This is a genomic window from Bordetella muralis, assembly GCF_054781015.1.
In genome coordinates this window covers 171,877-197,223 of the sequence record NZ_BAAGVF010000010.1, presented here as the reverse complement: position 1 = coordinate 197,223, position 25,347 = coordinate 171,877, and the positions used below count along the sequence as shown (strand labels likewise).

The following is a 25,347-nucleotide window of genomic DNA, read 5'->3' as shown; positions in this document are numbered from 1 at the left end:
GTCTTACGACAGTTCCAAGGCCGGCGACTCGATGCCGCGCGCCTGGTCGATCTTCTCGGCCACCTTGAAGGCCGCTTCCAGTTCGGTGCAGCCGTAGTGCTGCATGAGCTGGTAGCGCTCGGCCTTCTCTTCGGGTTCGGTCTGCGCCAACGCCAAGTACAGGCTGGGCGGCACGGCACGGAACAGCACTTCCATGCTCTTGGAAAGGATGACGCCCTCGGTGAACTTGCCCGCTTCTTTGCGCGCCGAGAGCATCAGCGCTTTCTGCGCGGGCGAGAGTTCGCGGAAGCGTGCAATCTTCTCGACCTCATCGGGCGGCATCGACAGGCAGATCCACCACTCAATCATGTTGAGCATGGGCTCCGCGGCACGCGGCAGATCGTCGATATTTTGTGTAGCCAGCCAGAACCAGGCCCCTAGCTTGCGCCACATTTTTGTAATTTTTACAACGTAGGGCGCGAGCAGCGGGTTCTTCGTGATGATGTGGCCTTCGTCGGTCACATTGATGATCGGACGGCCCAGGTACTGGTCGCGCTCGGCGATGTTGTTCACCGTGCTGATCAGGCTGATGTAGGCGATGGAGAGCTGCGCGTTGTAGCCCTCCCGGGCATAGGTCGCGAGATCCACCAGCGTGATGTCGGCCTCGGGCCACGGCGTGCCATCGCGATCGAACATCTCGCCGTCCGTGCCTTGGCAGAACATGTCCATCGCGTCCGCCATCTCCAGCAGCCGCACGCGCCGCATCTCGGGCAGCGTCGGGTCCTGGCCGCGCGTGCGCAGCGCGTTGCGCACGTCGCGCGTGAGCACCGTGCGTTTCTCGGCCACGCAGTGTTCGGCGGCATCGAGGATGCACTGGCGGATCAGCGAGCGATCGGCCCGCGTCATCCGGGCTTCTTCCTTGTCCTCGCCGCCTGTGATCATCAGCCGTGCCGTGATCTCCAGTTCACCCAGCACGTCGCGCTGCTCGTCCTCCTCCATGACCGAGGAATCGGCTGGCAATTCTTCATCCAGTGCATCGGCATCAAGCGTCTGCACGTTGCTGGGCGTTTCGATCAGCCGGCGAGCGTCGGCGAACGGCGCCAGGCTGATGCCTGAGCCAGGAGCCAGCTTGACCCGGTTTACGGTCAGACCCAGGCGCTTGGCGAAGTCGCTGAACAAGCCGAAGCTGTTGCCGGCTTCCACGATGAACAGCCGCGGCCGGTAGATGGCCGTGACCTGATTCAAGAGGTTGTTGAGCGTTGCGCTCTTGCCCGAGCCGGTGGGGCCGAATAGGAACAGATGGGCGTTCATCTGCCTGTCCAAGCGGTTCAGCGGATCAAACGTGATCGGCCCGCCACCGCGGTTGAAGAACGTGTTGCCCGGATGGCCCGTACCCTGGCTGCGTCCCCACGCCGGCGAGAGATTCGCCACATGCTGGGCGAACATCAGTTGGGTGAACCAGTTCCGCCGATCCTGCGCAGGGTTGTAGCAGCACGGTAGCCAGCGCAGGTAGCTGTTGAGCGGCGCAACTTCATCGTCCTCGCGCACGGGCTGCAACCCCGCGTTGAGCATCACGTTGGCGAGGTCCAGGCCGCGCCTGTCAAGCTCGGCTTCGTCGCGCCCGCGCAGATAGAAGGCCAGCGTGCCGCGGTAGAGCTTGTGCGCGCTGCCGATGAGCGAGCGCGCCTCCTGCACATCCTTGAGCGTCTGCTCCGATGCCAGTGTTTCGCCGACAGCCTTCTTCGCCAGGTGATTCAGGTGCGATTCGAGGATGTCCTGGGGCGTCGCCACCATGGTCAGACACATCGTGGTGTCTTCGGGCATCTGATCGAAAAGCGTGTTGATCGCATCGCCCTTGCGGGTTTCGCCAGTCAGGTGTCCCGTACCGGGCGGCATGCGTAGTCGGTCGGTGACCAGCACACGGTGCGGCATGCCGTCGAAGTACCAGGTACCGTGCCCGGCATCGGAGCGAGGCTGACCGAAGAACAGCCGTTGGCTGAAATCCCGACCACTCGCCAGCTCGATCTCGCCTTCCTCCACCTCGTCGGGATAGCGGGCCAGCGCATAGAAGCGCTCTCGATTCTCAGCGCTTGGCCCGAGCATCGTTGGGCGTGGGTTGAACCACCGCAGCAACCAGTCGTGAACATCGGCCGCGACCATGCGCCGGGCCTGGATGCCGGCGTTCGCCAGGCCGCCGCAAAGGCGATCGCAGACGATGTTCAGCATTTGCTCGGGTGTCTGGCCACGGCGGTTCGCCTGGCCGGTGGCCCGGCGATAGACCACCATGCGCACGCGCCGCGTCTGGCCGCGCCAGCGCAACCGCGTGACCACCGTGTCCTCGAACAGGCCGCCGGGCTTGGCCACCGCGCGCAGGTGGTGGCCGAAGAAGCGAAGATAGAACTCGGTGAAGGCTGTGCCGCGAGCGCGCGGCTGCACGTAGTTGCGCAGGGTCTGCATGTACTGGTCGAAGCTGGGTTCGTCCTGGGCGTAGAGCTGGAGCACCCAGGGGTTCTCGTCCAGCTCATCGAACGAATCCTGGAGCGCGTTTTCGAGCGCATCGCGGGCATGCGCGAGCCAGCCAGGCTCCCGACCTTCGGTGCCCAGCGGGACCAGCTCGTAGAAGGCTGCGACCGATTGCCCGTCCTCCAGCAGCATGGACTTCGACGGCGGCAGGAACTCCACCCACGGCAGCAGCTCCGCGAACGACTGCGCGACGTCGTACAGCGCCTGCTCGTCCGCCACGGTCGCCGGCTTGCGGCCCTGGATCGTCGCTCCGGGTTCGGCGATGCCGGCTTGGCGCAACGCCTCGACGTGGCGCTGCCAGCCGTCCGGCTGCTCGTCATTGCCACCATCGGATGCAGCCAGCTTCGGCCAAGGGAGTTTCCAGCGCATCAGTAGTCCTCCACGCGCTCGCCCGGCATGGCGTACTGCACGCGCTGGTACAGGGGGAAGACTGTCGTGTAGCCCGGAACAGGCACGGGGTCGGTACCCGCCAGGTGCGGGTACACATACATGACAAGATCGGGGTTCGGGAGGCGGTGGAACTGGCGATAGACCTCGTTTCGCGCCGTGCGCGTGTAGCGCATCTGTTCGGCGGGCGCGGCCTCCACGTCGGCCTCGGTCAGCGGCCGGCGCAGGCTCTGGCGTGCATCGAGCAATTGCCTGCGCGCCACCTGGCCGGCGCCACCGCTGCCGTCGCCGGCGTTCTGCTGCCAGATGTCCATCATCGTGCTGTCGCCGTGCGGGAGCAGCTTTTCCTTGCTGGTGGCACAGCCGCCGAGCACCGCGACGGCGAGGGCCAGCGCCAGGCCCTTATTCAAGTTCGAGAGCATGGCTTTCTCCTGCGCGGTGATCGACCTTGCGGCCTTCGGGATCGAAGTCGATGGCAAGCGGCTTTTCGAGGTGGACGGCGACCTTCGCGCCGGGCTGGACATAGACGGCGGCGAAGGCCTGGCCGTATAGCTTGTTCACCCAGTCGGCCATGTCGCGCACGCCACCGGCCAGGATGCGGCCCACGGCTTCATTGCCCGAGATGCCGACGCTCCCGATGGAGCCGTCGGCGCCGACGTAGGACATCTGGCCGCTGTCGCTGTCGATCAGCGAAGCGACGCCGGCACCGGCGGCGGTAATCAGGGCTTGCGAGCCGAGGTACTGCTGGGCGTTGCTGCGCCGCTCCCCGCTGACGCAGGGAATGCCGTATGGGTCGCTGATCCAGCCCAGGCCGTCTCGCTGCTGGTTGTTCTGCTGGTTGCCGTCGCGGTCTTCGGGGATGGTGCGGATCGTGCCGTCGTGGAAGACGAAGGTGATGCTGCGCACCTGGCCGCGCACGCACGAGAGCGTCCAATCTCCCGATGCGGTGCCGCTGAACACGGCACCGGCCACGTCGGGAATGTCGATGCCATTGGCGGTCAGGTTGTCCGGTCCGACCAACACCTTGAAGGGGTATGGATCGTTAACGGTTCCGTCGATCGGCACGCGGCCGATCAGCGCCGTCATCGCCACCGACCCCATCAGCGTCGAATTGGTCGGTACGGTATAGACCGCCTTGGCGCTCTTGACGCCTGCTGCGCGTGCGCCCGCGTTCGCCACGGTTTCCGCCGTGGTTTCCAACGTGCTCTGCGCGGGGCCGAAGCTCGTCGGGAAGCTCATGCCGCTACCCGTGCCACGACTGCTGTTCCGCCCCTCGGCCTTCCTCGCATCGTCGGGTTCGACCCATCGCACGCCGCCTTCCATGCCGGCCTCGTCGCCGTCGCGCAGCCCCAGACCCACCGGCAGGTCGGCATGGCCGCCGCCACGTCCGCCGATACTGTCCAGACGCCGCTGCAGGTCGGCAAGCAACCCTTCGGTCTGCTGGCGCGCGCTGGCTGCCTGCTCTTGGTCGCGACGCAGGTTGGTACGCTCGGAGTCGAGGGCCGAATTGATGCGCTGATCAATGGAGTTCTCGCGCTGGCGCAGTCGCTGGTTTTCTTCGCGCTGGGATTTGTTGTCCGAGAGCGCGGTCTGAAGCTCGGTGCGCAACTGCTTCACTTGGGCAACGAGCGTCGCCACGGTGTCGCGCGGGGTATCGCCCTCGATGCCCAACGCCTTCATTTCCGCTGGCGTGAGCTTGGCACCGGCATCCGCGGCCGGTGGCGCCGAACTGCTGCCACCCGAGAACAGCCGGATGGCAACGAACAGCACCAGCAAGGCAACCGGGACCATCAGCCACTTCAGGAGTCCATTACTGCGCATGGCGGGCCTCCTTGCGGTCTTCCGGTTGCGGGAGATGCACGGCCGGGTCGAAGCGGTTGATCGCCGGTAGCAGCGATTGCGCCAGGCCGCGCCCGCGCGTCACCAGGTACAGGACGGTCGTGTCCTCGGGCGTGCCACGCGGGCCAAGTGCCTCGTGTTGGAAGGTGGCGGTGAGGAAATCGCCTTGCAGGATGCGCGGATCGAGAGTGATCCAGCCGCTGCTGTTGTTGGTCAGTCGCACGGCAGTGACCCACTGGTCTTCCAGACGCCACGACGCGAGCGCGACCGCGCGCACGGGCAGCGTCGGCATCAGCGTGCCGAGGTCGAGGTCACGACGCAGGTTCACCCGCATGACGCCGGGCAACGGCTCCACAGTGCGCAGCGGAGCGTAGAGGTTCTGCGCGGCGAAGCGCGTCAGGACAACCGGCACCGGGGTCTCGCGTCGCGCCGCCCGCGCACCTGCCTGGTCCTGGGCGCGCGCCGGAGCTTCGTTGTCATCGCCGGGCTGATCGCCATAGCGCGCCGGGGTGCTGTTGCCCTCGACGATGCGCACTGGTTCCAGCTCGGCTTCGCCGTCCTTGGCTGGCTCCGCCGCAATGTCCAGCAGGATCAGCGCGCCCGTGTCGGCGTCCTGCAATTGCAGCCGCGTGGGCTCGATCGGCTCGCTGGCGCGCAGGTACACCGCGCCGCCCGCGCTCTGCACCCGTAGGCGCTCGCCGACGCCCGAGGGTACGCCCACGCGGACGTTGCGGTCGATGAACACGATACGCTCCTGGCCGACCTTCAGCGGCACCGCCAACGGCATACGTTCCCAGCGCAGGATCTCCACCGCCTGGACAGCAGGAGCCGCGGCCACGGCCAACAGCCCCAGCAGCGTGAGTACAGGATGCTTCATGGGGTTTCTCCTTGGGGCGCTTGCGGAGACAGGCCACCAGACGCCGGGCGCGTCGGCTCCGGCGTGCTGATGCGCTGGGGCGCGCCCTCATAGCAGTCGAGCGCCAGGCCGAACGGGTTGCGGGCAGGATCGACGTCCACCCGCGTGACCTTCACGGGATAGCGCACCAGAGCGCGCTTGACTTGCTCGGCGCCGTAGTACTCGTCGGCGGTGATGTCCAGCGTCACTACCCAGTCGCGGTCGGAAACCACGCGCACGCGGGCCGTGGGGTCGTCGCCGTAGCCGCGGCCGGGGATTTCGTAGATGCCGCGCACGCGCTGGCGCAACTCGCCCGTGCTGCGGCGGTAGTCGTAGTCCGCGCGCAGGAAGGCCTGGCAGGATGGGGTGAGGTACGGCGAGAGCGTGTGGAGGTTGCGCGCGTAGTCCTCTTCGCCATTCGTCGGCCAGCGGTTGAGCGTCTGGAACACGTAGAACGTGAACGCATAGACCGATTCGGGCGGCACTTCCCACCACTTCCTGGTACTGCCGGAGCGCAGGTCAGGCGGAACGTGGATGGTCAGATCGCGGGGAGCGCTCCACCAGCCGCCACCCATGACCAGGGCGACGATGATCAGGGCGCCAGCACCCAGGCGAAGCGTCTTGATGTGCGCCTGCAGGTGGGTGATCTCGTTCTTGAAGCGGCTCATCGTGCGCTCCTTCGGGTGGTCCAGAAGCCGGAGCGCGAGATCAGCACATGGCCGCCTACCCAGCCCGCCATCAGCGGATGGCGTGTGGCAATGCGCCATTGCAGTTGCCGATACAGCCAGGTGTCGGGACGCCCGCGCTTGAGGCGGCGAAGAATGCCGCCGCCGATGAACACGCCGAAGGCCACGCCCAGGACGACGAACGTGGGTGCTAGCGCGATCGTGCGGAACACCCACGACAGCGGTGCGCCGACCAGCAGACCGGCGGCGCCGGACAGGCCGCAGCAGATCCACAACTCGTCGGCGGTGAGACCGCGCACCACAACGGGATGTCGATTGAGCCGGTGCGGAAGGAACGTGACCGTCCCGTCCGCACGGACGTGCTGCTGCTCGGACATACCGGCCTCGCTTACAGGATGCCGGTGGCTTCGGTGAGCAGCCAGATGCCGATCACGAGCAAGACGGCGCCGATGGCGACCGTGAGGCCGAACTGGCCCCACGTCTTGCGGCCTGTGTGGATTTCCGCGTAGGTCCCGTAGGCGTGGTAGCACACGCCGATGAACATGGACGCCACCACCAGCAGAGCCACGAGCATGATGATGTCGTAGCCGTAGTTGCGGATCGTTTCCATGATGCCGTTGCCTGTGCCGCGGGTCGGGTTCTCCAACTGCGGCAGACCCTGCGCGAACGACAGGGCGGGCAGCGCTGCGGTGCCCAGGGCCACGGTGGCGCGCTGGGCAAGACGGGAAGTGAGGATGCAGTTTTGCATGGTCATGCCTTTCAGGTCAGGAGAGGAGGAAGAAAGTCAGGACGAGGTACATCGCGACGAATCGGATGCAGACGCCGAGGAACTGGCGCTGGTTGAGGCGGCTTTCGGACCACCCCACGTAGGCCGTTCGCATGGCCCAGACGCCCCAGACGAGCAGGACCGCGAACACGACGCCGACCAGGACGGTCGCCATCGCTGAAGGCGCGATGCCGCTGTTGGCTTGAAATGCCGAGACCTGGGCGCCGTTCATGGCTTGCCCTCCGTGGTCGTCGGCGGTGATGGCGGGACGACCCGCTCCGTGCGGTAGTCGCCGATCAGTTCGGAGGCGTCGCGCGGCTGGGCGCGCGACGGTGTGAGATGGGCCTGGATGCCGGCGCGCACGCGCGCCAGGTCAGCCAGCAGCCTCGGGTAATCGAAGTGGTAGCGCTCGCCCGGCTGGATGGGGGCATGCGTAGCGCTGTCGGCGACGGTGCGCTCCAGCGCGTCGAGCTGGCGCAGCGCTGCGACCAACTCCTGACGCTGCGCCGGGGACTCGGCCAACGCCATCGAGGACTGACCCAGTACAAGGGCCGTCACGAGAAAAGTGGGCACGCCGCGATGCGCGGCGCGCAGCCAGATCGGAGCCAACATCGCGCCATTCCTGTGTGATCAGCAATGGCTAGATCGTGGAGATCGGGGCTGTTTCAGGCCGCAAACAATAGGAACCTGCAGATGACCGGATTGATCTGCTAGAGGTACTTCTTGAAGCTGCCCGCAGTCAGGCTCACGGCCAGTCCCAGCAAGGCGGCGCTCGGCAACAGGATCAGCAATGGATGCACCGAGATCGGCAGCGCCAGGTACGTGATCCACGGCAGCACGGCCAGCGGCATGAGGCTGGCTTTTGCACGGTGGTAGATGAACCCGGATTCGCGGCCCGCGCCGAACCTGCGCACGTCGCGTCGCACCAGACCGTCAATCAGACCGACGAAGGCGGCCGTGAAGATCAGTGGCAGCGTGAGCACCAGGACCAGCAGGCGCACTAGGAAGGTCAGCGTCGTGAAGGCTGCGGCGATGAGGTAGCTCTCGGCCCAGACATAGACTTGGCTGATGTAGTAGCGGAAGTTGCGCGCCTGCTCGTGGCTGGGCGCGCGGACGCGCTCGGCGGTCTGGCTCATGCGCGCCAGCAGCCCCGAGCGAACGAACACCCATTCGTAGCCTGTATCCACCAACTCGTGCGCCGTGCGCCCTGGCTCCTGCACGACCACGCTGCGCGTGAAGTGGCTGGACAGGTGCCCAAGCTCGTACTGCAACATCTGCTGGGAATGGCGCCAGCCCTGATCCTTCCAGAACAGGTGCATGCCGACGCACTCCACCACGATCGAGAACAGCAGCGAGCCAATCAATACCCCGAGCAGGCGAAATGGCAAGGTGATGGTGCCGACGATCAGACCCTGGCGCTGGTTCTGCTCCCGCTGCGCGGTCGAGGCGGCGTCCTTCATGGCGCGGCCTCGTCGGTACTGTGGTCGGTGTCGGTGGCCACCGCAGCAGGCTCGGCTGGAGCAGCATCGTCCAGCAGGTCATCGGGCAAGGCCGCATCCTGCAAGGCAGGGGAGCTGGTGAAATCCCACCACTGCGTGGCCTCGCTGTAGCTCTGGCGCATGTATCCGGCCAGTTGCTGCAGATCCGCCGGCATCACTTCATCCGGGTCTGGTGTCGGCAGCGGCATGCGAACCTTCCAAAGCTGGCCGCCTTGCAGCAGCGCGAAGCACTGGCCTTTTGGCAGGCCGACTACGTGCGATGGCTCGATCATCGGCACGCTGGACATGCTGATGCGGTCCTGGGTGTTCGACGTGAAATCCGTCGCGCCACGGATGTCCGAGCTATCGGTCGCCCCGGAGACGATGGTGGTGGTATAGACCTCGACCTTCGGCAACTGCCGCGTCAGCAGTTCGGCGGTGGCCGTCTCGCGCACGCGCAGCATGAACAGGTTGTTGAAGTTGCCGATCACCTGGCCAGCTTTCGCGCGGTTGCCGATGCGGGCCTCGATATCCGAGAGGGTCTGTGTGTACGCCGTGACCTGTAGCCCGGCACCGCCGCCCTTGTTGATCAGGGGCACGAATTCGTCACCCATGAGTTCATTGAATTCGTCCGCATGGACATTGATCGGCACGCGCGTGCCAGCGGATGCGCCCGGCAGGCCATCGTCGATCCCGTGCTTGTAGATATGGCCCGCGACCGAAACCAGGTCGGAGAACATGGAGTTGCCGACCGCTGCGGCAACCTCGGCGTCGGACAGCGCGTCCAGTCCCACATAGACGATGGCGCGCTTCCTGATGACTTGCATCCAATCGAAGATCGGGCGCGGGTCGGTCAGGTCGGAGTAATTCGGGGCCAGGAGCTGGGCGATCTTGCCGCTGGTGAGCTTTTCCAGCAGCGGCAGCAACGATGCGACGATCTTGTCGAAGTAGGTCTTGTCGTACCGAACTGCCGAGCGCAAGCCGTCGAGCACCGGGTCGTAGTTGCGCGCCTGGGAAAGGTACTGCTCCAGCGCGACCACGCGCTTCTCGCGCCCGATCATGTTGCGCGGGATGTTCTTCTCGTTGAGCTTGGCCTCGATCTGGACGATCACCTCCCAGGCCTTGGGCTCGGTCTTGGCGAAGTAGTGCTGGGCGTACTCGATAAACAGTGCGTCGATGTTGATGACGTGCCGCTGGATCAGCATGTAGTCCGGGCGCTGCCCCAGTTCCACCAAAGCGCGGGCAATGATGTTGACGAAGCGCCACGCGAACTCCCGGAAGGCCGCGCTGTTGCCTTCACCGGAGAGTTGCCCTGCGATACGGGTGGCGACTTCCGAGATGCGACCGAAGCGTCCTACCGCGTTGTAGCGGGCGCTGATTTCCGGCCAACCGAGGTGGAAGATGTAGAACTCGCCTTCACGGCCTGCGCGCTGGGCTTCGACGTACATCCGCTTCAGGAGATCCGCGTCGCCCTTGGGATCGATAACGATCACGACCTCGTGCTCGCCGGCAGCGTTCTTGCGACGGATGTCCTGAGTCACAAACAGCTCGGCCAGCCGCGTCTTGCCCACGCGCGTCGTGCCCAGCACCAGCGAATGTCCGACGCGCTCACCCAGCGGCAGGCTGACGTCCACCTCGTCGGGTTCGATGCCATGCAGCCGCGGCAGGCCACCTACAGGTGGCAGCGGGCGCACAGGGTTGAACGGAACGTCCCAGCCCGTGAGAGCGGAGAGCCGGGACAGCGGGAACGGCGCAAACTCCAGCCGTTCCTCCAGCCGACGCGCCAGGCGATAGGCCGGTGTCGGCTCCGCGTAGCGGCGAAACTCCGGCCGGTATGTCTGCATGAGCCTATGGGTGTGCTTCTGCTCCCACAGGAATCCGCGCCCGATGAAAAGCCGCTGCTGGCTGACGGGCACATCCTTGCTCGTCATCACGTAACGCGGCAGGCGGCGGATGTTGCGCCTATAACGCAGGATGACGCGAGCGTCGCGGTAGCGGATCGCGCCGTAGGCGCCGAACGCCAGGGCGCTGCCGACGCCCATGGCCGGACTCAGCGCGAGCGACCACGGGGCCACCAGGGACAGAAACGCGGCGCCTGCACACGCTGCGACGGTGTATAGCTCCACCGCTGGGCGTAGCAGAACCTCGACCGGCTGTTTCCCCGACATGGCTTCATTGCTCGATGCCGGTGGCCGTGATCAGCGCCGGGTAATGCCGCAGGCCTAGGCGATCGGCCAGGTCGTCTCCGGCTACGGGCGCGAGCGGCACGCCCGGCACCAGGGCACGCAGCCCTGCCAGGCCCTGCGCGGTCTCGACATTGACCACTAGGCCGACCGCGCCGCGTTCGCGCAAAGCAACGCCGCGGCGCTGCAACCAGGCCCGGGAGGCGTCGTCGTCGCCGATGACCACGAACGGCCGCAGGCCGGGCGCTTCGATCACGCGCCGAGCGACGGTGCCAGGCGTGAGTTTGGTGCTGCGCACCGGCAGCATCGCTGCCTCGTCCGCGGGTGTGGCGGGAACCTGTGGCGTCGGAATGGGCGGCCGGGCCGGGACATCGGCGCGCGGCTGGAGGTTGAGGGCCTCGTAGTACGGCAGCGCCGACGTGCCACCGCGATCTTCGACCACGATCAGCGGATCGCCGGCACGCGATGCCAGCGGCAGACCCGCCAGCAGCACAAGCAGGCCCCGCAGGGCCAGATGGGATTTCGTCATGGGGAAGTCTCCTGGCGCGTGGCGAGCACCGCGGCGTTTGGGCGTGCGCCCTGCACACGCGCGAGATGGCGCGACACGCTGCGCCGGTAGCGGGCGGCGGGCTCGCCGCCCGCAGGACGGTGGTAGCGGCCGATCGCCAACAGCCAGTCTTCGCCGGACGTGTGCTGCTCCTTCAGGATCTCAGCGGCGATGGCGAGGTTGCGATAGGGGTCCAGCAGGTCGCACGCGCTGGTGAAGCGGTGCTTGTGGTAACCGAGGTTGATCTGGCCCAGGCCTGCATCGATGCGCGTGTGGGGCGTGGCGCGCATTGCCTGTTGCAAGCCCGAGCAGGCGTCGGCGCGCGTGGCGAAGCGGCGCGACTGGCCGGCGACATTGAGGGACCACGGCCACGGGACGATGCGCCCGTTGCGCCGAACACCGCTCTCCTGCAAGGCCACGGCGAAGAGCACGGTCGAGGGGATGCCCGCCCGCTGTGCGGCGAGTTGGTAGGCCGGTGGTGGAACCTCCTGGGCATGGACGGCGCAGGCGCACAGGCCGGTAGCAAGCACCAGTGCGCGCAGGAGCTGCGAGACGGAGGTGGCCGCTACGGCTGACGCTGCCATTGGCCGTTCACCTCGCGCACAGCCGCGGGCAAGTCACCGGGCAGGCCCAGCGACAGCCAGCGGCCGCCGTCGTGGTTGAGGGTAATGCTGCCGCTGCGCACGCGCGCCGGGTCGATCTGCGCGCGCTTGGCCCAGTCGCGGATGCGTGCATCGTCCTGGCGGCTGCCCACCATATACAGGTCGAACTCGGCACCCGAGGATTGCAGGCGCTGCACGAGCTGCCCACAGGCCGCGCAGCCGTCCTTGACGAACACCGCCATTCGGCCGCTGCCGCGCGCGGTGCCGGCGCCCGGCCCGTCGTCGGGCAGGTTCACGCGCTGCATGCCGGGGTTCAGGCGCTGCCAGGCTTCGTCGTAGGCGCGTTGGTAGGCGAGCAACTTCTCGACGCGGCGTGCTTCGATTTGCACCTGCAGCTCTGCATAGCGCCGCCGTTCTTCGTCGGTCCGTGCCTCGATGCCTAGGGCAGACAGCGGGTCCAGGTTGGGCGAGTAGATTCCCAGCGGCCCATCCATCAGCTCGCGGTAACGCACCCATTCCTGGGGTTGGAGGCCCCAGTTGCTTGCTACTCGGTCGTCCAGGACGCGGGCGGCCAGCGGGCGCTCCTGGCTCTGCGCATTGCGAGCGGGAGCCGTGGCTGACTGCTGCGCCCACGCGGGCCACTGGACTGAAGCCAGTAGGAGTGCGGAAAGGATGATCGACGGCTTCATGTGGTGTGCTCCGATCAGGGAATCGCCACGCGACGGGTCTGGTCGCCGGCTTGGAACACCGCGGCGCTGCCATCGATTGCCTGCAAGCGCCATGGGCCGACCGCATCACCGGGCAGCAGCACCTGAAGCTGGTCGGGCGTGAAGTCCCCACTGCTCGGCGCGACGGACACGCTGCGCTGGCCGGCGCGCAGTTCGGCGCCGACGATGCGGAACGGCAATGGCGGCGGTTCAGACTTGGCGGCGGGCTTGCTCGATGTGCGCGGCTGGACGGGGGCTGCTGCACGCGCGGCGGTCTGGCGCGTCTTGATCTGCTCGATCTCCGCGCGCAGCGCCTGAAGGTCGTCGGCGGCTGCGTAGCCGCTCAGTGTTTTCTCAACCTGGGAAGCGCGTGCTTCCAGGATTTGGCGGGTGTCTTTGAGGTCCGCCGCCGTTGCGACGGCCGGACGCTGCTGGATGGTCTCGATGGCCTCGGCCAGGGCCACCGCCTGCGCTTCGAGGCGTTGCAGACGGGAATCGAGCCGTTCCTGGTCGGCCTGGTCGCTCATCGCCTGGTAGCCGAGGGCCACGATGACGCTTAGACCGAGCAGCCAGAGCCAGAGCATGCTTTGCACCACCACGGCGGCGGTCGGGCGACGCGAAGATTGCGGAGCGTTCACGGCTGGCCTCCTGGAGTGGAAGGCATCAGCGGGAAGGTCTGCACCGCATCGGCGGCGGTCGGTTCGGGCATGGGTTCGGCGGCCACGCTGTCGCCGGGCCGCTCGAAGCAAATCTGTCGTGCGCGGTCATCCGCGTGCAGTTCCCAGGCCGGACCAGCCAGGGTGAGCAGCGCATCGCGCAAGGTCATGGGACCGAGATGCAGGTGCGCCGCCGGGAGCGGCAGCTCATACAGCTCGATCACGGCATGCGCCGTTTGGCACAGGCTGTAGCCGCTGCGCTTGAGCACATGCCGCAGCCCATCGCCGACCGTGGCGCGGGCATCCTCGGGCATCGACACGTCGATGGTCTGCAACAGCAGGTCGCGCTGCGCCGCTGTAGGGGCCAGTTCGACCAGCGTGTAGCGGGCGTAGCGCACGACCGGGATGTACTCGGGCGCTTCGGGTTCGGGCGCGGCCGAGACTTCCTCGATGGTGTCGGGCGCGACCGGCGCAGTCGTCGTCGCGCAGCCACCGGCCAGCACCGACCAAAGCAGGCCGAAAAATCCCGCCAGCAGGCGGCGTTCGGGATGGTGAAACCAGGGTGGAGAGGGGCACATAGCTCGGCGTCCTGAAACATCGAGCCCTCACCATCGCCGCTCGGGCTACGAGCGGCAGCAAACAATGCGAACCAGACAGCGCCCGATTTGCCGGCAGCGCCTTCACCAAAGAAAGGCCCCAAGTTGGGGCCTGTGAAAATGGGTCTCTTATTTCTCGTCGTCGATGCCCATGCGCTCACGCATTTCGGCGAGGAACGCCTCGGGGGCCATCAGACCATAGCGTGCCAGGCGCACAGGGATGTCCTCCGCATCGAGGTTCCCATCTTCGATGCGCTGCCGCAGGAAATCCGCAATCTCGGCTTCCAGCTTCCGTTGGGTGTCGATGGCTTCGGACGGTTGGGTGTTGGTATTCATGGAAATCTCCTTGGGATGAAAAAAGCGCAGCCACGTCCACGGAGAACGTGGGCGTGGCTGCAAGGTGGGAACAACAGAAATGCCGGCGGCGCTAGGCCGGCTTGTGGCGTGGGAATCAGGCGGCGACCAGTTGCCGGGCCAGTGCGACCTCGACGGAATCACCATCCTGGTTCAGGACATCCAGCCCCGATTCGGGTACATCGCCCGAGGTGGACTGCGAGACCATGATCTTCTTGGCCATCAGTTCGAGGCATGTCATCTGCGAGGAACCGGCGTAGCCGAGATAGATCACGCGCACGGGGTGCTTCTGCCCGATGCGCCAGGAGCGGCGGGCCGCCTGCTGGAGCGAGTACACGTTGTAGCCCGACTGCATGAACACGATTGTCGGGAAATCCAACAGGTCCAATCCCGTCTTGACCAACTCGGGGTTGGTGATGAGCACGTCGATGCCACGATCCAGTTGCTCGGCAATCCAGTCCTCGCGGCGGCTTGCATCCACGCTCGCGCGCAGCACCGCCACCTTGAAACCTTCCTGCTCCAGCAGTACCTTCAGGCGCGACGTGGTGTCGCGCGTGCCGGTATAGACCGTGTAGGCGAGGACCTTGCGGCCCTGCGCCTTCTCCTGTTTGCAGATATCGATCAGCTCACGCTCCTTGGGGCTGATCTCGAACTCGTTGAACTGAGCCGGGACGAACGCCAAGGTGTTGCGCGTGCGCGGATGCACCACGGTTTCCGACCGGAAGCAGCAATCCGGCCAGGCCAGCAGCACGTTGAGGACCACACCCAGCAGAGTCGTATCGCGTCGCGCCAGAGCCTGTTTCAGCTCCGCGGTCAGCCGGCCCGCCAGATCGCGGTAGGCCGCGGCTTGCGCCGTGTCCATCGCGACTTCGCGGAACTCTTCGTCATACGGCGGCAGGACGTTGCCGCCGATGTCCTTGAGCTTGAGGAAGATCGTGAACGGCAGGATGCAGCGCAAGACGCCCTTGGGGCCGAAGCCCGGGGCTTTGACCGTGCGCACCGATACCTTGGTGCCCTTGGCCGTCTTGTGCGCCGTGCCGGCGCTCTCGGAGTAGATGTCCTTCAAGACCCCGTGATCGCGCATGAACGCCATCGCGGCCGAGGTCATGCTGCCGCTCGTGGTCGGGCGGTAGCCGTCTTCGATCATCCGCCCGGGAAGGGCTCGGAACAGCAGGTAGAACAGGTCGTCCCCGTAGCCGCCCATCAACGTGCCGGTCAGCAGCAAGGTTTTGCGAGCCTTCGCCGCCAGCACGCCCATGGCTTGGCCCTGGGCACTGCCGCCGTTCTTGTACTCGTGTGCCTCGTCGGCGATGAGCAGGTCGAACGTGCCTTGCGGCAGGTATCTCTTGATGAACTCGGACGGCTGATAGCCGCCCTCGCCAAACCCGAACTCCATGTTGGCCATCGCGCGTTCCATGCGCGTGGCCTGACGGTCGGAGAACACCAGTTCGCCGTTGCCGTCCATGAGGTTGATGAACTCATGGATGTTGTCGCCGAGCATCGAGGCCAGGAAGCCGTCGCCGAACTTCTGCATCAGCTTCTGCGCGGTGACTTCCCCGATGGTCGGGATGCGCTTCAAGGCTTTGAGGACGGCCGAGGACTGATCGCTGCCGGACAGGCTTCTCGGGCGGATCAGCGTCCACAGGGGGGCGGCGCAGTGGCTGCACTTCCTGCGGGATTCCTCGGCTTCGAGTTCGACCGGGTTGACCGGCTCGCCGTCGAGATCGGTGATGACCGTGCCGCAGTCCGGGCACGCTGCCACGTTGCCGTGGCGGGTACGCCGCTGAGTGAAGACAGGCTTCCAGTGGAACCCCATCCGCATCCTGACGCGCCCCAGGACAAAGAACTCCTGGCCCGTGGGCTGCACGCCCAACTGCTCGCGTAGCTTGATGAGCTTGACCAAGGTATCGGGGCCGTTGAGCACCCACACCTTGGCGCCTGCTACCGTCTCCTGGATCTCGCGCCGCCACTTGTAAACAAGGTGCGGCGGCGAAAGAACCAAGGTGCGGCGGTAGCCTTCGGCGTTGAGCACGGCGGCCGTGGCGATGCCGACGGTCGTCTTGCCGCAGCCCATTTCGCCATTGACGATCGCGGCATGTTCGCCACGGTCAATCAGCAGCTCGGCGGCGGCATGGACGACTTCGGCCTGGGCCTGGAACAGCTTGCGCTTGAGGCTGGCGACGATGAGCTGGCGATGTGCCTGCGGTTGGCCGGTATAGACCGGCGGATTAGCGCTGTTGAGGGCGTCGAGCAGTTCGTCGCCGAACTCGCCGACGAAATCCTGAAGGCTCAGGGTCAGAGGGGAAGATTCCGCATCGAGCAGTTCGCCCTGTACGGGCGCGGCTTCAGCGGCATTGGTTTCGAGATCGAGGGACATGGTGATGCTCCAAAGAAAATGGGGCATGCACCACCCCCAGTGGGGCAGTGGCATGCCCCGTGGTGGGAAGTAAATCGGCGCGTGGCCGAAGGTGGTTGAAGGTGCTGGCCTGGATGGCCAGCGGGTGAACCGTGCTCAGTCCTCGGACGGCAGAACGATGACGGTGGCGCGGCGCTCCGCGTCGGTAACGATGCGAATGGCCAGCCCCGGGTGGATCACGTAGTGCGATGCCAGCGAAGCACCTGATTGAAGCGCGGTGCTGTTGGCCTGCCATTGCTGGACGTTGACGTCGCCCCAGTCACCACGGGTGTGGCGCCTGAAGTACGGGATCGGGTCGAGGCGACCCGAGCGGACCAGGCGGTCAATGCCTTTGCTGAAGATAAGCGCCCCGATGGGGAACGCCAGCCTCTGGCAGTAGGTTTCGATGCGATGTGATGCCATGGGCTCCTCCTTGAAAGGTTATTGAGCCACGACACCCCTGGCGGAGTGAAGTGGCTCCGTCAGGTGGATGAGAATGACGATGTGGGGCCGTCAAATCAGATCTTGCTCCTCGGATAGCTGGACCACCGTGGTTTCATGGTCCTCGCTGGTCTTGACGATCAGTGCCAGGTCCGGCGTGATCCTGAACTGCGAGATCATTAGGTTGTCCTGTTGGATTGCGACGTTGTTGGCTTGGCGGGTGGCCTCGTCGATCTCGCCCCAGTCACCGCGCACGTGGCGCTGGACATAGGCCAAGGGGTCGATCAGGCCTTTGCGTGCCAACCAATGCACCTTCTCGCTCAACTTCAGCGTACCCGGTGCGAACAACGGTTGCTTCTGCGGCGCGGGCCGCTTGAACGGGTTTGCGAACATGGTGTTTCTCCTTCGATGTGGGAATAGCAGGACGGCAGCGCGTCCGGTGAGTCAGCGGATGGTCAACACCTCGCCCCGTGTCGCGGAGCCAGGCGTCATGTCCCACGCGCGGATGACGGGCACAAACTTGTCGGTGAGGATGCGGGTCTCGGCGATCGAGCCGTCTTCGCGTTCGGTGAATTCACGCTGGAGCGTCTTGTCCTTGTGGGTGTCACCTTTGACGACGAGCACGCGCCCGGTCTTGGAGCGCACAACCCCCGAGATCGCGCCCGCGGCCAGAGCCAGGGCGAGATGCCAGTGGGACAAAGCCCGCGCCGGTGGACGCAGCGACTGCTGCGCGGCCCCCAGGTGCGTGTCCAGCGACGGCCAGAGGCCTTGCAGCCTGCCAACCTCGTCGGCGAACTGCTCGGGCTCCATCGTCACGCGGAAGAAATGCTCCGGCTCGGCCGGACTGGCGGGGACGATGTACGGCAGGAACGGCCAATCGCTCGGCAGCTCCTCGGCTTCGACTTCGCCAAGCCCAACCTGCAGCAGCAGATTGCGCACGGCCTTGACGCCATCGGGAGCCTGTTCACGCTGTCGCACCCTTCGGCCGAAGATCACCACCTGCTTGAATTGCGTTTCCACCGCTCGGTAGATGCGCAGGTCCGTGTAGTGGCGTGTCAGCCAACCGACCAACTCCGCGTCGAGCACGTAGCCGGGGACGATGAAGACCAGCACGCCGCCGTACTGCAACAGCGACAGCGAACGCTGATAGAACAGCTTTTCGAGGCGGGCACGGCCCTGGCCTTGGTAGCCGATGTTGCCGTTGACGTCCTTGGACAGGTCGCCATACGGCGGGTTGAGCCAGAGCAACCCGAAGGATTGCTTGGAGACCATCGTGTCCATCAGGTCCGCGTGCAGGCAGTGATCGACCAGGCCGCGGGCATGACGTGCCCGCTCCGGGTCGAACTCGACGGCGAACGCCTTGGCCTGCTCGCGCCCGAGGGCATGGGCGGCTTCGGCGATCGCCACGCCTTCGCCGGCGCAGGGATCGAGGATGCACATCGGCCCGTCGCTGGGCATCAGTGCGTTGAGGGCTCTTTCGAGCGTGGGTTCGTCGGTCGGGTAGTAACCGTTCTTGGCGAAATTGCGGGCAAGCCGCGGGAACATGAGGGCCATGGAAGTCTCCTGGTTGGCGGGGAGGAATGGCGGAAGCACGCCAAGGCGTGCCTCCGCAGGTGGGTCAAGCCGCTACCGCTTCCGGCGTCCAAATCTTGGCCGGATACGGATAGGCGGTGAGTACGTCACTTCGGATCAGGGAACCCAGCGCCAGGGTCAGCGCCGGCACGTCGATGGCGAGCCGATGGCCTTCCAACGGCCCGAGGGCGAACGGAAGGCGGGCCAGCATCTCGCGGGTTTGCAGCAGTTCCAGCACGGTCTCGCGCCAGTGGTCGAGCAGCGGCAACGGGCAGGTGTCCCGCACCAGCATCCACAGGCGGTCAAGCCGGTGGGAGCTGTCGCGTGGCAGCAATGCCAGCGCGCTGGCGTTGGCCTTGTCGGGCTTCACGCAACGCCGGTCGAACAGCCACACGTTGGACAGCGAACCGAACAGCGTTCGCCGGTAGGCGCGGGTCATGCGCTTTTCCAGGCGATCGACGTTGCCGACGAACACCGGGACGCTGCCGCCCTGGTCGGTGATGACGTGGAACTGGTCCAGTCCTTGCTCGTCGCGCCCGAGGGTCAGGCGAGCGAGGAACTGCTGGACGGCGGTGTCGCGCGCCCAGATGGACAGGAAGATCAGGTTGCCCTGGTCATCGCCGACGCAGGCGTCGGCCATCACGTCCGGGCATTCGTCGATGCGGTACAGCGTGGAAGAAGTGTTTGCGGGCATGGTGGTGTCCTCGGATGAACGGGAACAGCACCGCCCGCCGGGGCAAGTACTGCCCCAGGGGGTGGAAGAAAATCGCTCAGTCCGGCTCGAACTGCCGGGTGTGCGGGTTGAAGTGAAGCGCCTCGTCCACCGCGGTGATCGGCGTGAAGCCGTCCAGGTAGATGTTGTTGAGGTACTGGTCGCGGTAGGTCAGCGCCTGCCGCGCCTGTTCCTCGGTAAGGCCGTTGCTGATGAAGTACTCCTGCATTTCCTCGTCGGAAGACACTTCGTCGTTGGACAAACTGCCTTCAACGAGTTTCAACAGTGAGGCGGGGAGCGCAGCCAGGATCGGGTCCATGTCGGTTCCTCCTGACTCAGGCCAACAGCGCCGCGGCGGGTGCCGTGGATGCCGTGGGGGTGCGCCGCCGCGCGTGGTAGGCGCGAACGCCTGCACGCCAGTCGGCGGACTGCTCCGGCGTCATGTCGAGGTAGCTCAACGGGCACGAGTAGTAGTACGGGTGCATGGACTCGTCCAAGGGCTTGTAGCCCCATTGGCTGCCGCTGCGCTCCAGAAGATCGCAGCGGATGTAGCGCAGGGACTGGCCCGGTGCGAGATCACGATGCACGCCTTCGGCCCTGGCCGTCACTTCCGCGACGGACCAGAGGACGTTGCCGCGCAGCGTGTGGGCGATGACCTTCACGCTGGCGCGCTCGGTCTCCTGCGGTGCGATCAGTTCCGCGATCAGTTCAGACCGCGATTGGGGAGAGAAATACCAGCCCATGAGAGGCCTCCTGAAGAATGTAGAGCCAGAGGCCTCCCCGTGGGGAAGAACCCCCAGCGGGTGATGGAATGCCGCGTGTGCGGCGATGGAATGCAGTGCGGGCTAGGAACCGCAACCGGCCGGGCAGCAACCCAGCGTGATCCCATGCGAACAGCAGCCGTTTTCAGCGAGCCAGTCCTGGGTTTCCTGCCGTTCGGCGGGTGTTGCGTAGTCCCATTCCTGGGTCGCGATTTCCAGCGCATGAACGCGCTGGCTTTCCGGCAATCGACTGGCTTGCGCGTCGATCTCCGAGCTGAAAAGCGTGACCCAGTGATCCCAGGACAGGCCGCAACCACGTTGGGCATGCTCGGCGGCCGTCTTGCAAACGGCGCGCCACGCGGTTTCGTCCAGCGCGGAACGGGGTGTATCGCAAGTGATGATGGACATGATGGAGACCTCCAGAAGAAAGCCGAGGCCACCCCCGCATGGGGAAGGAACCCCGGCGGGTGGATGAAGAACACCGCGGATGCGGTGTCTGCAATCACGCAGGTTGCAGTTCGGCCTGGCGGCTCCACTCCTGCGTCTTGAAGTCCAGCGCGTAGCCCAGTTCGCCCAGGCGGGCGATCTGCGCGCGCAGGGTGCGGCGGTCGATGGTCGAATCCAGCTTCACAGACTCGCCCAGCGGCCACAACAGGCCGAACAGCGCGGCGTCGCCATCCTCGGTGCTGCCGGGGGCAGCAGCCGCAGCAGGCGGCGCGTCCACGCCGAAGGGCGTGGTATCGACCAGCGGGTCCGCGGACGTCTGCACGGGTGCAGGTTTGGCGGACCTGGATGCCTTGGCGGGCTTGGCCGGCGTTGTCGCAGGCTGTGTCCCTTGCTCTTCATCGAGCGGATCGACTTCCTGCGGAGCAAAGCTATGTGCTTCGGCCTTGCTCAGCTTGTCGATGCCGAAAAGTGTCATACCGTCCAGGTTGGCGCGCATCTCGAAACGCATGCTGCCGTCGCTGATCGGATAGCCTTTGAGGAAGATGTAGCGAAGAACGAATTCCCCTTGGTACTTGCCCTCGGGGTATTGCTCCAACTCCGCGTCTTTAATCGTGAACTTGCCGAGTTGGCATTCGAGCTTGCCAACGTTGAACTTTCCGTTGCGGCCGTGAATGGTGCGCAGCGCGAGCTGGCCCGGGACGATGATGGGCGTGGCCGATTTCTCGGGTGCCGATGTGACTGCCATGATGCTTCTCCTTGAGGAATAGGAAAAAGGCAAGGCCCCGTGAGGGGCCATGCCGGATCAGAACGAAGCAGCCAATGCCGGCTCCTGCTCTTCGACTTCACCTGCGGGCTCGCGCTCGGCGGACTCGATAGGCTGGTCGGCAGCGGTGTCGGCGGCATCCTCGGCTTCGGGCGCGGGTGCGTCCTCGGCCTGCGGCGCCTCGGCTTGCGCCTGGCTCGTCGGATAGACCTGGGTGCCGTCGATCTTGATCAGACCGATGTGGATCAGCGTCGATTCCAGGCTCGCTCCCGGCTCCCCGGCGCGCTCACCCTTGGTGCGGATGTACGGATCGATCTTCATGTCGTTCAACTTGAAGGCGATCAGCACCTTGCGGTCCCCTTCGATGGCCTGCACGCACCGGCGAACCAGGTGCTCGGCTTCAGGGGTGGCGACGATGGTGTCGAAGTACCGATAGTCCGGTTCACCGACAGGCCCGGCCAGAGCCGCGACGCAGCACGACAGGAACGGATCGCCATCCTTGGGGGTGACGTCCTTCGGACGGCTGAGGTAGCCGATGCCGCGGGTGATCAGCTCGTGCTGCTTGATGGAAGCCAGTTCGGCCCGGTCAAGCGGCTCGGCCTTGAGCAGTCGCGCCTTGAGGGACGCGGCGGCTTCACCCTTGCGCTCGCCCTTGTCGCGGATGTACGCATCGCCCCACAGGTCGCCGAGGCGGAAGCGCACCAGCGGGCGCTGCTTGGGATCGTCAACGCCGATGTAGCGCTGGACGAGGTTCTTGGCCTCGGCACCCGAGACCTTGACGTCGAAGTAGCGGTAGCTGGGGTCCCTGGCGGGGCCGACCAGCGCGGCAACGGTGCATGCCAGGAAAGGCTGCGCACGGCGGCCGCCCCGGACAGGCACTTCACGGACACGCTGGATGTAGCCGATGCCCGAGGTGTGGAGGTCGAAATACGATTTCTCGTTGGACGTGGTGTTCATGGTGAATCTCCATAGGGAAGAAGCGGAGACACACCAGCCCCACGCATGCGGGGAAAGGTGCGTAACCCCGCGGTGGGTCGATAAGGCGAAAGCATCCGCCACCAGAGACTGGTGGCCGCTCGCGGATGGATGCGGTGCGAGCTGGCTCGGTCACGCAGTGGGAACTGCGACGCAACCTCGAAGACCGATGGTTGCCTGGCATGTCGCTGACAACGTCAGCAGGCATGGGGTCAGCATGGCCGGGCCTCGCGCGCGCGACAGCAATCAATCGGCATCCGGGCGCTTCCCATTTTTTCCAGGCTGCCCAGTTCCGCCCAAAAGAAAGCCCCCGAAATGGGGGCTTCAAGGGGTATGCGGACATTTTTGGACTACGCCGATTCCACCGCCGCCAGTGACAGATACGTAGCGGTGGCGGACAGCTCCAGATCATCTGAGCTTTGCAGAATGCGAGTGAAAACGCTGTCTTTCGGGTCGAAGAACTCGCCGAAATCGTCGCCGCCAAGCTCGGCGCGTGCCAGTTCCCACCAGTCATCGAACGGGTCGGTATCCGGGTTGCAGCCGACGGCATAGGCCAGCAGCTTCACGCGGCCATCGGGGCGGCGCTCTCCGCGCTCGGCGAGGAAGTACACGCCCTGGTCCTTGGCCAGGGCGACGCGGCATTGGTTGGCGATGGCCTCGGCAAGCACGGGGCGCAGGTCGGAGCCTCTGAATCGCAGTGACATGGTTGAAATCTCCTGTATGGATGAAGAAAAAAGCCCTCCACCGAAACGGATGGAAGGCTTGTGGGGCAGTCGCCGGTAGGCTGTGGACTGATCAGTCGTGCCGCTAGGCTTCCTGTCTGGCGCGTCAGGCTGGAACCGCCTGACGTTGACGAGAGGCTTTGGCGTCGATCACGCTCACGCCGATCAGGCGCCAGCGCCCGTCGTCGATGAGCCGCTCCAGCACTTCACCGAGCATGTCGAAATACACCTCGTCGTGCCTATCGATCAACTCACCGTCGCGGTGCAGCTCCACCACGTAGGTGTCGCCGCCACGGTCGTAGAGGATCGTCACCTGACCCTCGAACTTGGTGGTTGAGACCGTGAAGCTGATCGCCGGCGGGGTCTCGATGATCTTGGAGGGCTTGGGATCGACCCAGGCGAAGTCGCGGGCACCTGCATCGACCAGCATGTGGGTGATGCACCGGAACCCGTCGGGCGCGGGCATCTCCTCCAACTGCTCGATGAGTTGGCCCAGCTCCATGCACTGCGGCTCGGGAATTGGCAGCTTGGCGGGTGCTTTGCCAAGGATATGCCTCGTGATGGTGTAAGGCGTGCCATCCGAAGTCTTCTCGGTGACGACTTCCGGGGTGTCCGCGCGCAGCCCGTCGAAACGTCGCCGGGCGTAGGGTTGGACATGGACCTTGGCGCCCTCGCTGGGAACGGTGGTCACCAGGTTGGGATCGAGCACGGCGAACTCGGAAGGCTTGAGCTTGACGACGATGGCATCGTCGGTCGCGGAGACCACCTTGCCGTTGAAGGGCTGAGGGTCGATGGCGAAGCCCAACGTCGAGGACTGCGGCTGATCATCGAATACGCGGTATTTGAACGAACGCACGTTGCGAGGCATATGGCCCGCGACAAGCGAAGGCATCATGGATTTGATGAGGGAACGGTCCATGGGAATCTCCTTGAGGAAGAACAAGGGATTCCCCGCCCGCAAGGGAGAGGTCCCTTGTGGGTGGCGTGAACGGACGGGGTACGTCCATAGGAAGAAACGACCAGCACGGTTTCCCGCACTTGCAGCCTTGAAGGTCTCGGCTGCCAGGGCATGTGTCGGCAACGCCGACGAACATGGAGCAAGGATGGCTCTGGAATGGGCGGCCTGCCCGCAAGAAATCGCACAGCGTCGCACCCGCTTTCCTGCGCTGCGGACAAGAAAAAGCCCCTCGAAAGGGGCTTGGTTGGGTCAGGCTTCGTACACGAAGTAGTGCTCGCGCTGACGTGGGAAGAAGACATGCTTCCATGTATCGCCGCTGGTGTTGCCACCGTCGAAGACGACCATTTCGTAGTCGTCAATGTCGGTGTCCACCAGGTCGGCGCTGGCGATATGGCGCATGTGCAGCGTGCCGCTCATGCGCTCGAATACCAGGATCTGGCCGATGGCGTCGTCCTGGCCCATGGCATTGACGCAGGCGCCGAGCTGGTGCTCGAAGTCTGGCGTGCGCGAGATGAGGTCGGGGAACATGAGGTTGCTCCTATGAAAATGGATCAGCCCGGTTCCGGGAGGGAGACGGGCCGGTATGGGGGAGAACAAAGAGGAAGGATGTTGCGTCGAGCGGCTGCTAGGATTCGGCCAACGGCAGGCCCAACAGCACGGGTGCGTCGGCGTCGAGAATCAGGATGCGCACATCGGCCTGGCCAGCCAGTTCAATGACGTTCGCCAGGTCATCCGGCATACCCTTGCTTCGGTGCTCCTGGCGAAGCTGCTCCGCACTGATGCCCTCGGCGTGGTCCAGGTTCTTGTCCGTCCAGGGGGTGGAGATCAGCTTGATGCCGATCGCCGGGCTGTACGGAACCCGGAACGCGATGAACAGGAAGGCCTCCGGCGTGGCGAGGTCTGCCAGGTTGGCGAGGTATTGGCTGGTTTCCTCGCTTATGTGCGCGCTGCTGATTTCCCAGCACCGGCTGTAATAGCCGGTCTCGAAACTCAGGCGCTGTACGACCTCCCGCGCTGCCTCTGCCGAATAGGCGTCGCCGACGTGGATGGGGCGGCCGTCGAAGTCATCGCCATGGATGGCATAGACCACGGCGCCGATTACGCCTTCGCCGCTGACACCTTCTCCGGCATCGCATTCGGCCAGTACCTCGGCACTCACGGGTTCGGGACCATTCCTGACTACGGCGAAATCGCTGGTGACGATGCACGAGGATGAAATCATTTCCTCGTCGGAAAGGTGCTTTTGGCTCGGGTGGATGATTCGCCAGACATGCGGGCTTCCATCCTCGTAGCTGATGCACAGCGTGCGGACGATTTTCAGATTCCAGTATCCGCGGAGAAAGGGATTGGGTTTCAGGGACATGGGAACTCTCCAGATTTGAATAATGGAGCCAATCCCCGCC

General features: G+C 65.3%; 31 protein-coding genes. All 31 read right to left on the bottom strand.

Annotated elements, in window-relative coordinates; translation table 11 throughout:
- Positions 1–3: 3 nt before the first annotated feature.
- Positions 4–2,871 (bottom strand): conjugative transfer ATPase, encoded by a 2,868-nt coding sequence (locus ACYVIT_RS25625; RefSeq protein WP_019726341.1) that lies wholly within the window; start codon positions 2,869–2,871, stop codon positions 4–6.
- Positions 2,871–3,311: a TIGR03751 family conjugal transfer lipoprotein gene (locus ACYVIT_RS25620; protein ID WP_009459662.1), complete on the bottom strand. Its 441-nt coding sequence runs from the start codon at positions 3,309–3,311 to the stop codon at positions 2,871–2,873. The genes ACYVIT_RS25625 and ACYVIT_RS25620 overlap by 1 nt, the downstream gene beginning before the upstream one ends.
- On the bottom strand, positions 3,292–4,710 hold the full coding sequence (locus tag ACYVIT_RS25615) for a TIGR03752 family integrating conjugative element protein (protein ID WP_009459664.1): 1,419 nt from the start codon (positions 4,708–4,710) through the stop codon (positions 3,292–3,294). The genes ACYVIT_RS25620 and ACYVIT_RS25615 overlap by 20 nt, the downstream gene beginning before the upstream one ends.
- On the bottom strand, positions 4,700–5,605 hold the full coding sequence (locus ACYVIT_RS25610) for a TIGR03749 family integrating conjugative element protein (RefSeq protein ID WP_009459665.1): 906 nt from the start codon (positions 5,603–5,605) through the stop codon (positions 4,700–4,702). The genes ACYVIT_RS25615 and ACYVIT_RS25610 overlap by 11 nt, the downstream gene beginning before the upstream one ends.
- Positions 5,602–6,291, bottom strand: a complete 690-nt coding sequence (locus ACYVIT_RS25605) for a PFL_4703 family integrating conjugative element protein (protein WP_009459666.1) — start codon at positions 6,289–6,291, stop codon at positions 5,602–5,604. The genes ACYVIT_RS25610 and ACYVIT_RS25605 overlap by 4 nt, the downstream gene beginning before the upstream one ends.
- The gene (locus ACYVIT_RS25600) at positions 6,288–6,686 is read right to left on the bottom strand and encodes a TIGR03750 family conjugal transfer protein (protein ID WP_009459668.1); all 399 of its coding nucleotides are present in this window, start codon (positions 6,684–6,686) and stop codon (positions 6,288–6,290) included. The genes ACYVIT_RS25605 and ACYVIT_RS25600 overlap by 4 nt, the downstream gene beginning before the upstream one ends.
- Positions 6,687–6,697: 11 nt before the next feature.
- A complete protein-coding gene (locus tag ACYVIT_RS25595) occupies positions 6,698–7,057 on the bottom strand; it encodes a TIGR03745 family integrating conjugative element membrane protein (RefSeq protein ID WP_009459670.1) in 360 nt (119 codons plus the stop codon).
- Between the two features lie 16 nt (positions 7,058–7,073).
- Positions 7,074–7,307 carry a TIGR03758 family integrating conjugative element protein gene (locus ACYVIT_RS25590; RefSeq protein WP_009459672.1) on the bottom strand — a complete coding sequence of 78 codons (234 nt, stop codon included), beginning with the start codon at positions 7,305–7,307 and terminating at the stop codon, positions 7,074–7,076.
- The gene (locus ACYVIT_RS25585; RefSeq protein ID WP_009459674.1) at positions 7,304–7,687 is read right to left on the bottom strand and encodes an integrative conjugative element protein, RAQPRD family; all 384 of its coding nucleotides are present in this window, start codon (positions 7,685–7,687) and stop codon (positions 7,304–7,306) included. The genes ACYVIT_RS25590 and ACYVIT_RS25585 overlap by 4 nt, the downstream gene beginning before the upstream one ends.
- A 98-nt stretch (positions 7,688–7,785) precedes the next feature.
- Positions 7,786–8,535: a TIGR03747 family integrating conjugative element membrane protein gene (locus ACYVIT_RS25580; RefSeq protein WP_009459676.1), complete on the bottom strand. Its 750-nt coding sequence runs from the start codon at positions 8,533–8,535 to the stop codon at positions 7,786–7,788.
- Positions 8,532–10,721, bottom strand: coding sequence for a type IV conjugative transfer system coupling protein TraD (traD, locus tag ACYVIT_RS25575; protein WP_009459677.1), 2,190 nt, complete (start codon positions 10,719–10,721; stop codon positions 8,532–8,534). Before traD ends, ACYVIT_RS25580 begins: the two co-directional genes overlap by 4 nt.
- A 4-nt stretch (positions 10,722–10,725) precedes the next feature.
- Entirely contained in the window at positions 10,726–11,265 is a 540-nt protein-coding gene (locus tag ACYVIT_RS25570) for an integrating conjugative element protein (protein WP_009459678.1), read from the bottom strand.
- On the bottom strand, positions 11,262–11,867 hold the full coding sequence (locus tag ACYVIT_RS25565) for a transglycosylase SLT domain-containing protein (protein ID WP_009459679.1): 606 nt from the start codon (positions 11,865–11,867) through the stop codon (positions 11,262–11,264). Before ACYVIT_RS25565 ends, ACYVIT_RS25570 begins: the two co-directional genes overlap by 4 nt.
- The gene (locus ACYVIT_RS25560; protein WP_009459680.1) at positions 11,849–12,574 is read right to left on the bottom strand and encodes a TIGR03759 family integrating conjugative element protein; all 726 of its coding nucleotides are present in this window, start codon (positions 12,572–12,574) and stop codon (positions 11,849–11,851) included. The genes ACYVIT_RS25565 and ACYVIT_RS25560 overlap by 19 nt, the downstream gene beginning before the upstream one ends.
- Positions 12,575–12,588: 14 nt before the next feature.
- Complete coding sequence (locus ACYVIT_RS25555; protein ID WP_009459681.1) at positions 12,589–13,230, bottom strand: hypothetical protein; 642 nt, start codon at positions 13,228–13,230, stop codon at positions 12,589–12,591.
- Positions 13,227–13,826 carry a PFGI-1 class ICE element type IV pilus protein PilL2 gene (gene pilL2 / locus ACYVIT_RS25550; RefSeq protein ID WP_009459682.1) on the bottom strand — a complete coding sequence of 200 codons (600 nt, stop codon included), beginning with the start codon at positions 13,824–13,826 and terminating at the stop codon, positions 13,227–13,229. Before pilL2 ends, ACYVIT_RS25555 begins: the two co-directional genes overlap by 4 nt.
- Positions 13,827–13,973: 147 nt before the next feature.
- Positions 13,974–14,180 carry a hypothetical protein gene (locus tag ACYVIT_RS25545; RefSeq protein WP_009459683.1) on the bottom strand — a complete coding sequence of 69 codons (207 nt, stop codon included), beginning with the start codon at positions 14,178–14,180 and terminating at the stop codon, positions 13,974–13,976.
- A 115-nt stretch (positions 14,181–14,295) separates the two neighbouring features.
- A complete protein-coding gene (locus ACYVIT_RS25540) occupies positions 14,296–16,575 on the bottom strand; it encodes a helicase-related protein (RefSeq protein WP_019726337.1) in 2,280 nt (759 codons plus the stop codon).
- Between the two features lie 135 nt (positions 16,576–16,710).
- On the bottom strand, positions 16,711–17,016 hold the full coding sequence (locus ACYVIT_RS25535; protein WP_009459685.1) for a hypothetical protein: 306 nt from the start codon (positions 17,014–17,016) through the stop codon (positions 16,711–16,713).
- A 90-nt stretch (positions 17,017–17,106) separates the two neighbouring features.
- A complete protein-coding gene (locus ACYVIT_RS25530) occupies positions 17,107–17,427 on the bottom strand; it encodes a hypothetical protein (protein ID WP_009459687.1) in 321 nt (106 codons plus the stop codon).
- A 51-nt stretch (positions 17,428–17,478) separates the two neighbouring features.
- Positions 17,479–18,627 carry a DUF6094 domain-containing protein gene (locus tag ACYVIT_RS25525; RefSeq protein ID WP_219805742.1) on the bottom strand — a complete coding sequence of 383 codons (1,149 nt, stop codon included), beginning with the start codon at positions 18,625–18,627 and terminating at the stop codon, positions 17,479–17,481.
- A 25-nt stretch (positions 18,628–18,652) separates the two neighbouring features.
- On the bottom strand, positions 18,653–19,300 hold the full coding sequence (locus tag ACYVIT_RS25520) for a hypothetical protein (protein ID WP_019726336.1): 648 nt from the start codon (positions 19,298–19,300) through the stop codon (positions 18,653–18,655).
- Positions 19,301–19,376: 76 nt separating this feature from the next.
- Positions 19,377–19,637, bottom strand: coding sequence for a hypothetical protein (locus ACYVIT_RS25515; RefSeq protein ID WP_009459691.1), 261 nt, complete (start codon positions 19,635–19,637; stop codon positions 19,377–19,379).
- A gap of 16 nt (positions 19,638–19,653) precedes the next feature.
- A complete protein-coding gene (locus ACYVIT_RS25510; protein ID WP_009459693.1) occupies positions 19,654–20,061 on the bottom strand; it encodes a hypothetical protein in 408 nt (135 codons plus the stop codon).
- Positions 20,062–20,163: 102 nt separating this feature from the next.
- Positions 20,164–20,487, bottom strand: coding sequence for a hypothetical protein (locus ACYVIT_RS25505; RefSeq protein ID WP_009459695.1), 324 nt, complete (start codon positions 20,485–20,487; stop codon positions 20,164–20,166).
- Positions 20,488–20,581: 94 nt separating this feature from the next.
- Positions 20,582–21,271 (bottom strand): DUF3275 family protein, encoded by a 690-nt coding sequence (locus ACYVIT_RS25500; protein WP_009459697.1) that lies wholly within the window; start codon positions 21,269–21,271, stop codon positions 20,582–20,584.
- A gap of 57 nt (positions 21,272–21,328) precedes the next feature.
- A complete protein-coding gene (locus ACYVIT_RS25495; RefSeq protein WP_009459698.1) occupies positions 21,329–22,246 on the bottom strand; it encodes a DUF3577 domain-containing protein in 918 nt (305 codons plus the stop codon).
- Between the two features lie 368 nt (positions 22,247–22,614).
- Entirely contained in the window at positions 22,615–22,968 is a 354-nt protein-coding gene (locus tag ACYVIT_RS25490) for a DUF3085 domain-containing protein (protein WP_009459699.1), read from the bottom strand.
- 124 nt (positions 22,969–23,092) lie between these two features.
- Entirely contained in the window at positions 23,093–23,905 is an 813-nt protein-coding gene (locus tag ACYVIT_RS25485) for a hypothetical protein (protein WP_019726335.1), read from the bottom strand.
- A 288-nt stretch (positions 23,906–24,193) separates the two neighbouring features.
- Positions 24,194–24,472, bottom strand: a complete 279-nt coding sequence (locus tag ACYVIT_RS25480; protein ID WP_009459701.1) for a hypothetical protein — start codon at positions 24,470–24,472, stop codon at positions 24,194–24,196.
- A 97-nt stretch (positions 24,473–24,569) separates the two neighbouring features.
- Positions 24,570–25,307 carry a DUF5983 family protein gene (locus tag ACYVIT_RS25475; protein ID WP_009459707.1) on the bottom strand — a complete coding sequence of 246 codons (738 nt, stop codon included), beginning with the start codon at positions 25,305–25,307 and terminating at the stop codon, positions 24,570–24,572.
- Positions 25,308–25,347 lie beyond the last annotated feature (40 nt).

Bases quoted from the DNA above. Each gene is read 5' to 3' on its own strand.
- ACYVIT_RS25505 (WP_009459695.1), bottom strand. From the start codon at position 20,487: ATGTCCATCATCACTTGCGATACACCCCGTTCCGCGCTGGACGAAACC.
- ACYVIT_RS25500 (WP_009459697.1), bottom strand. From the start codon at position 21,271: ATGGCAGTCACATCGGCACCCGAGAAATCGGCCACGCCCATCATCGTC.
- ACYVIT_RS25485 (WP_019726335.1), bottom strand. From the start codon at position 23,905: ATGGACCGTTCCCTCATCAAATCCATGATGCCTTCGCTTGTCGCGGGC.
- ACYVIT_RS25605 (WP_009459666.1), bottom strand. From the start codon at position 6,291: ATGAGCCGCTTCAAGAACGAGATCACCCACCTGCAGGCGCACATCAAG.
- ACYVIT_RS25625 (WP_019726341.1), bottom strand. From the start codon at position 2,871: ATGCGCTGGAAACTCCCTTGGCCGAAGCTGGCTGCATCCGATGGTGGC.
- ACYVIT_RS25535 (WP_009459685.1), bottom strand. From the start codon at position 17,016: ATGGCATCACATCGCATCGAAACCTACTGCCAGAGGCTGGCGTTCCCC.
- ACYVIT_RS25620 (WP_009459662.1), bottom strand. From the start codon at position 3,311: ATGCTCTCGAACTTGAATAAGGGCCTGGCGCTGGCCCTCGCCGTCGCG.
- ACYVIT_RS25570 (WP_009459678.1), bottom strand. From the start codon at position 11,265: ATGACGAAATCCCATCTGGCCCTGCGGGGCCTGCTTGTGCTGCTGGCG.
- ACYVIT_RS25475 (WP_009459707.1), bottom strand. From the start codon at position 25,307: ATGTCCCTGAAACCCAATCCCTTTCTCCGCGGATACTGGAATCTGAAA.
- ACYVIT_RS25540 (WP_019726337.1), bottom strand. From the start codon at position 16,575: ATGTCCCTCGATCTCGAAACCAATGCCGCTGAAGCCGCGCCCGTACAG.
- ACYVIT_RS25495 (WP_009459698.1), bottom strand. From the start codon at position 22,246: ATGAACACCACGTCCAACGAGAAATCGTATTTCGACCTCCACACCTCG.
- ACYVIT_RS25520 (WP_019726336.1), bottom strand. From the start codon at position 19,300: ATGCCCGCAAACACTTCTTCCACGCTGTACCGCATCGACGAATGCCCG.
- traD (WP_009459677.1), bottom strand. From the start codon at position 10,721: ATGTCGGGGAAACAGCCGGTCGAGGTTCTGCTACGCCCAGCGGTGGAG.
- ACYVIT_RS25565 (WP_009459679.1), bottom strand. From the start codon at position 11,867: ATGGCAGCGTCAGCCGTAGCGGCCACCTCCGTCTCGCAGCTCCTGCGC.
- ACYVIT_RS25545 (WP_009459683.1), bottom strand. From the start codon at position 14,180: ATGAATACCAACACCCAACCGTCCGAAGCCATCGACACCCAACGGAAG.
- pilL2 (WP_009459682.1), bottom strand. From the start codon at position 13,826: ATGTGCCCCTCTCCACCCTGGTTTCACCATCCCGAACGCCGCCTGCTG.
- ACYVIT_RS25560 (WP_009459680.1), bottom strand. From the start codon at position 12,574: ATGAAGCCGTCGATCATCCTTTCCGCACTCCTACTGGCTTCAGTCCAG.
- ACYVIT_RS25510 (WP_009459693.1), bottom strand. From the start codon at position 20,061: ATGGGCTGGTATTTCTCTCCCCAATCGCGGTCTGAACTGATCGCGGAA.
- ACYVIT_RS25600 (WP_009459668.1), bottom strand. From the start codon at position 6,686: ATGTCCGAGCAGCAGCACGTCCGTGCGGACGGGACGGTCACGTTCCTT.
- ACYVIT_RS25480 (WP_009459701.1), bottom strand. From the start codon at position 24,472: ATGTTCCCCGACCTCATCTCGCGCACGCCAGACTTCGAGCACCAGCTC.
- ACYVIT_RS25580 (WP_009459676.1), bottom strand. From the start codon at position 8,535: ATGAAGGACGCCGCCTCGACCGCGCAGCGGGAGCAGAACCAGCGCCAG.
- ACYVIT_RS25490 (WP_009459699.1), bottom strand. From the start codon at position 22,968: ATGTCACTGCGATTCAGAGGCTCCGACCTGCGCCCCGTGCTTGCCGAG.
- ACYVIT_RS25530 (WP_009459687.1), bottom strand. From the start codon at position 17,427: ATGTTCGCAAACCCGTTCAAGCGGCCCGCGCCGCAGAAGCAACCGTTG.
- ACYVIT_RS25515 (WP_009459691.1), bottom strand. From the start codon at position 19,637: ATGGACCCGATCCTGGCTGCGCTCCCCGCCTCACTGTTGAAACTCGTT.
- ACYVIT_RS25585 (WP_009459674.1), bottom strand. From the start codon at position 7,687: ATGTTGGCTCCGATCTGGCTGCGCGCCGCGCATCGCGGCGTGCCCACT.
- ACYVIT_RS25595 (WP_009459670.1), bottom strand. From the start codon at position 7,057: ATGCAAAACTGCATCCTCACTTCCCGTCTTGCCCAGCGCGCCACCGTG.
- ACYVIT_RS25610 (WP_009459665.1), bottom strand. From the start codon at position 5,605: ATGAAGCATCCTGTACTCACGCTGCTGGGGCTGTTGGCCGTGGCCGCG.
- ACYVIT_RS25615 (WP_009459664.1), bottom strand. From the start codon at position 4,710: ATGCGCAGTAATGGACTCCTGAAGTGGCTGATGGTCCCGGTTGCCTTG.
- ACYVIT_RS25590 (WP_009459672.1), bottom strand. From the start codon at position 7,307: ATGAACGGCGCCCAGGTCTCGGCATTTCAAGCCAACAGCGGCATCGCG.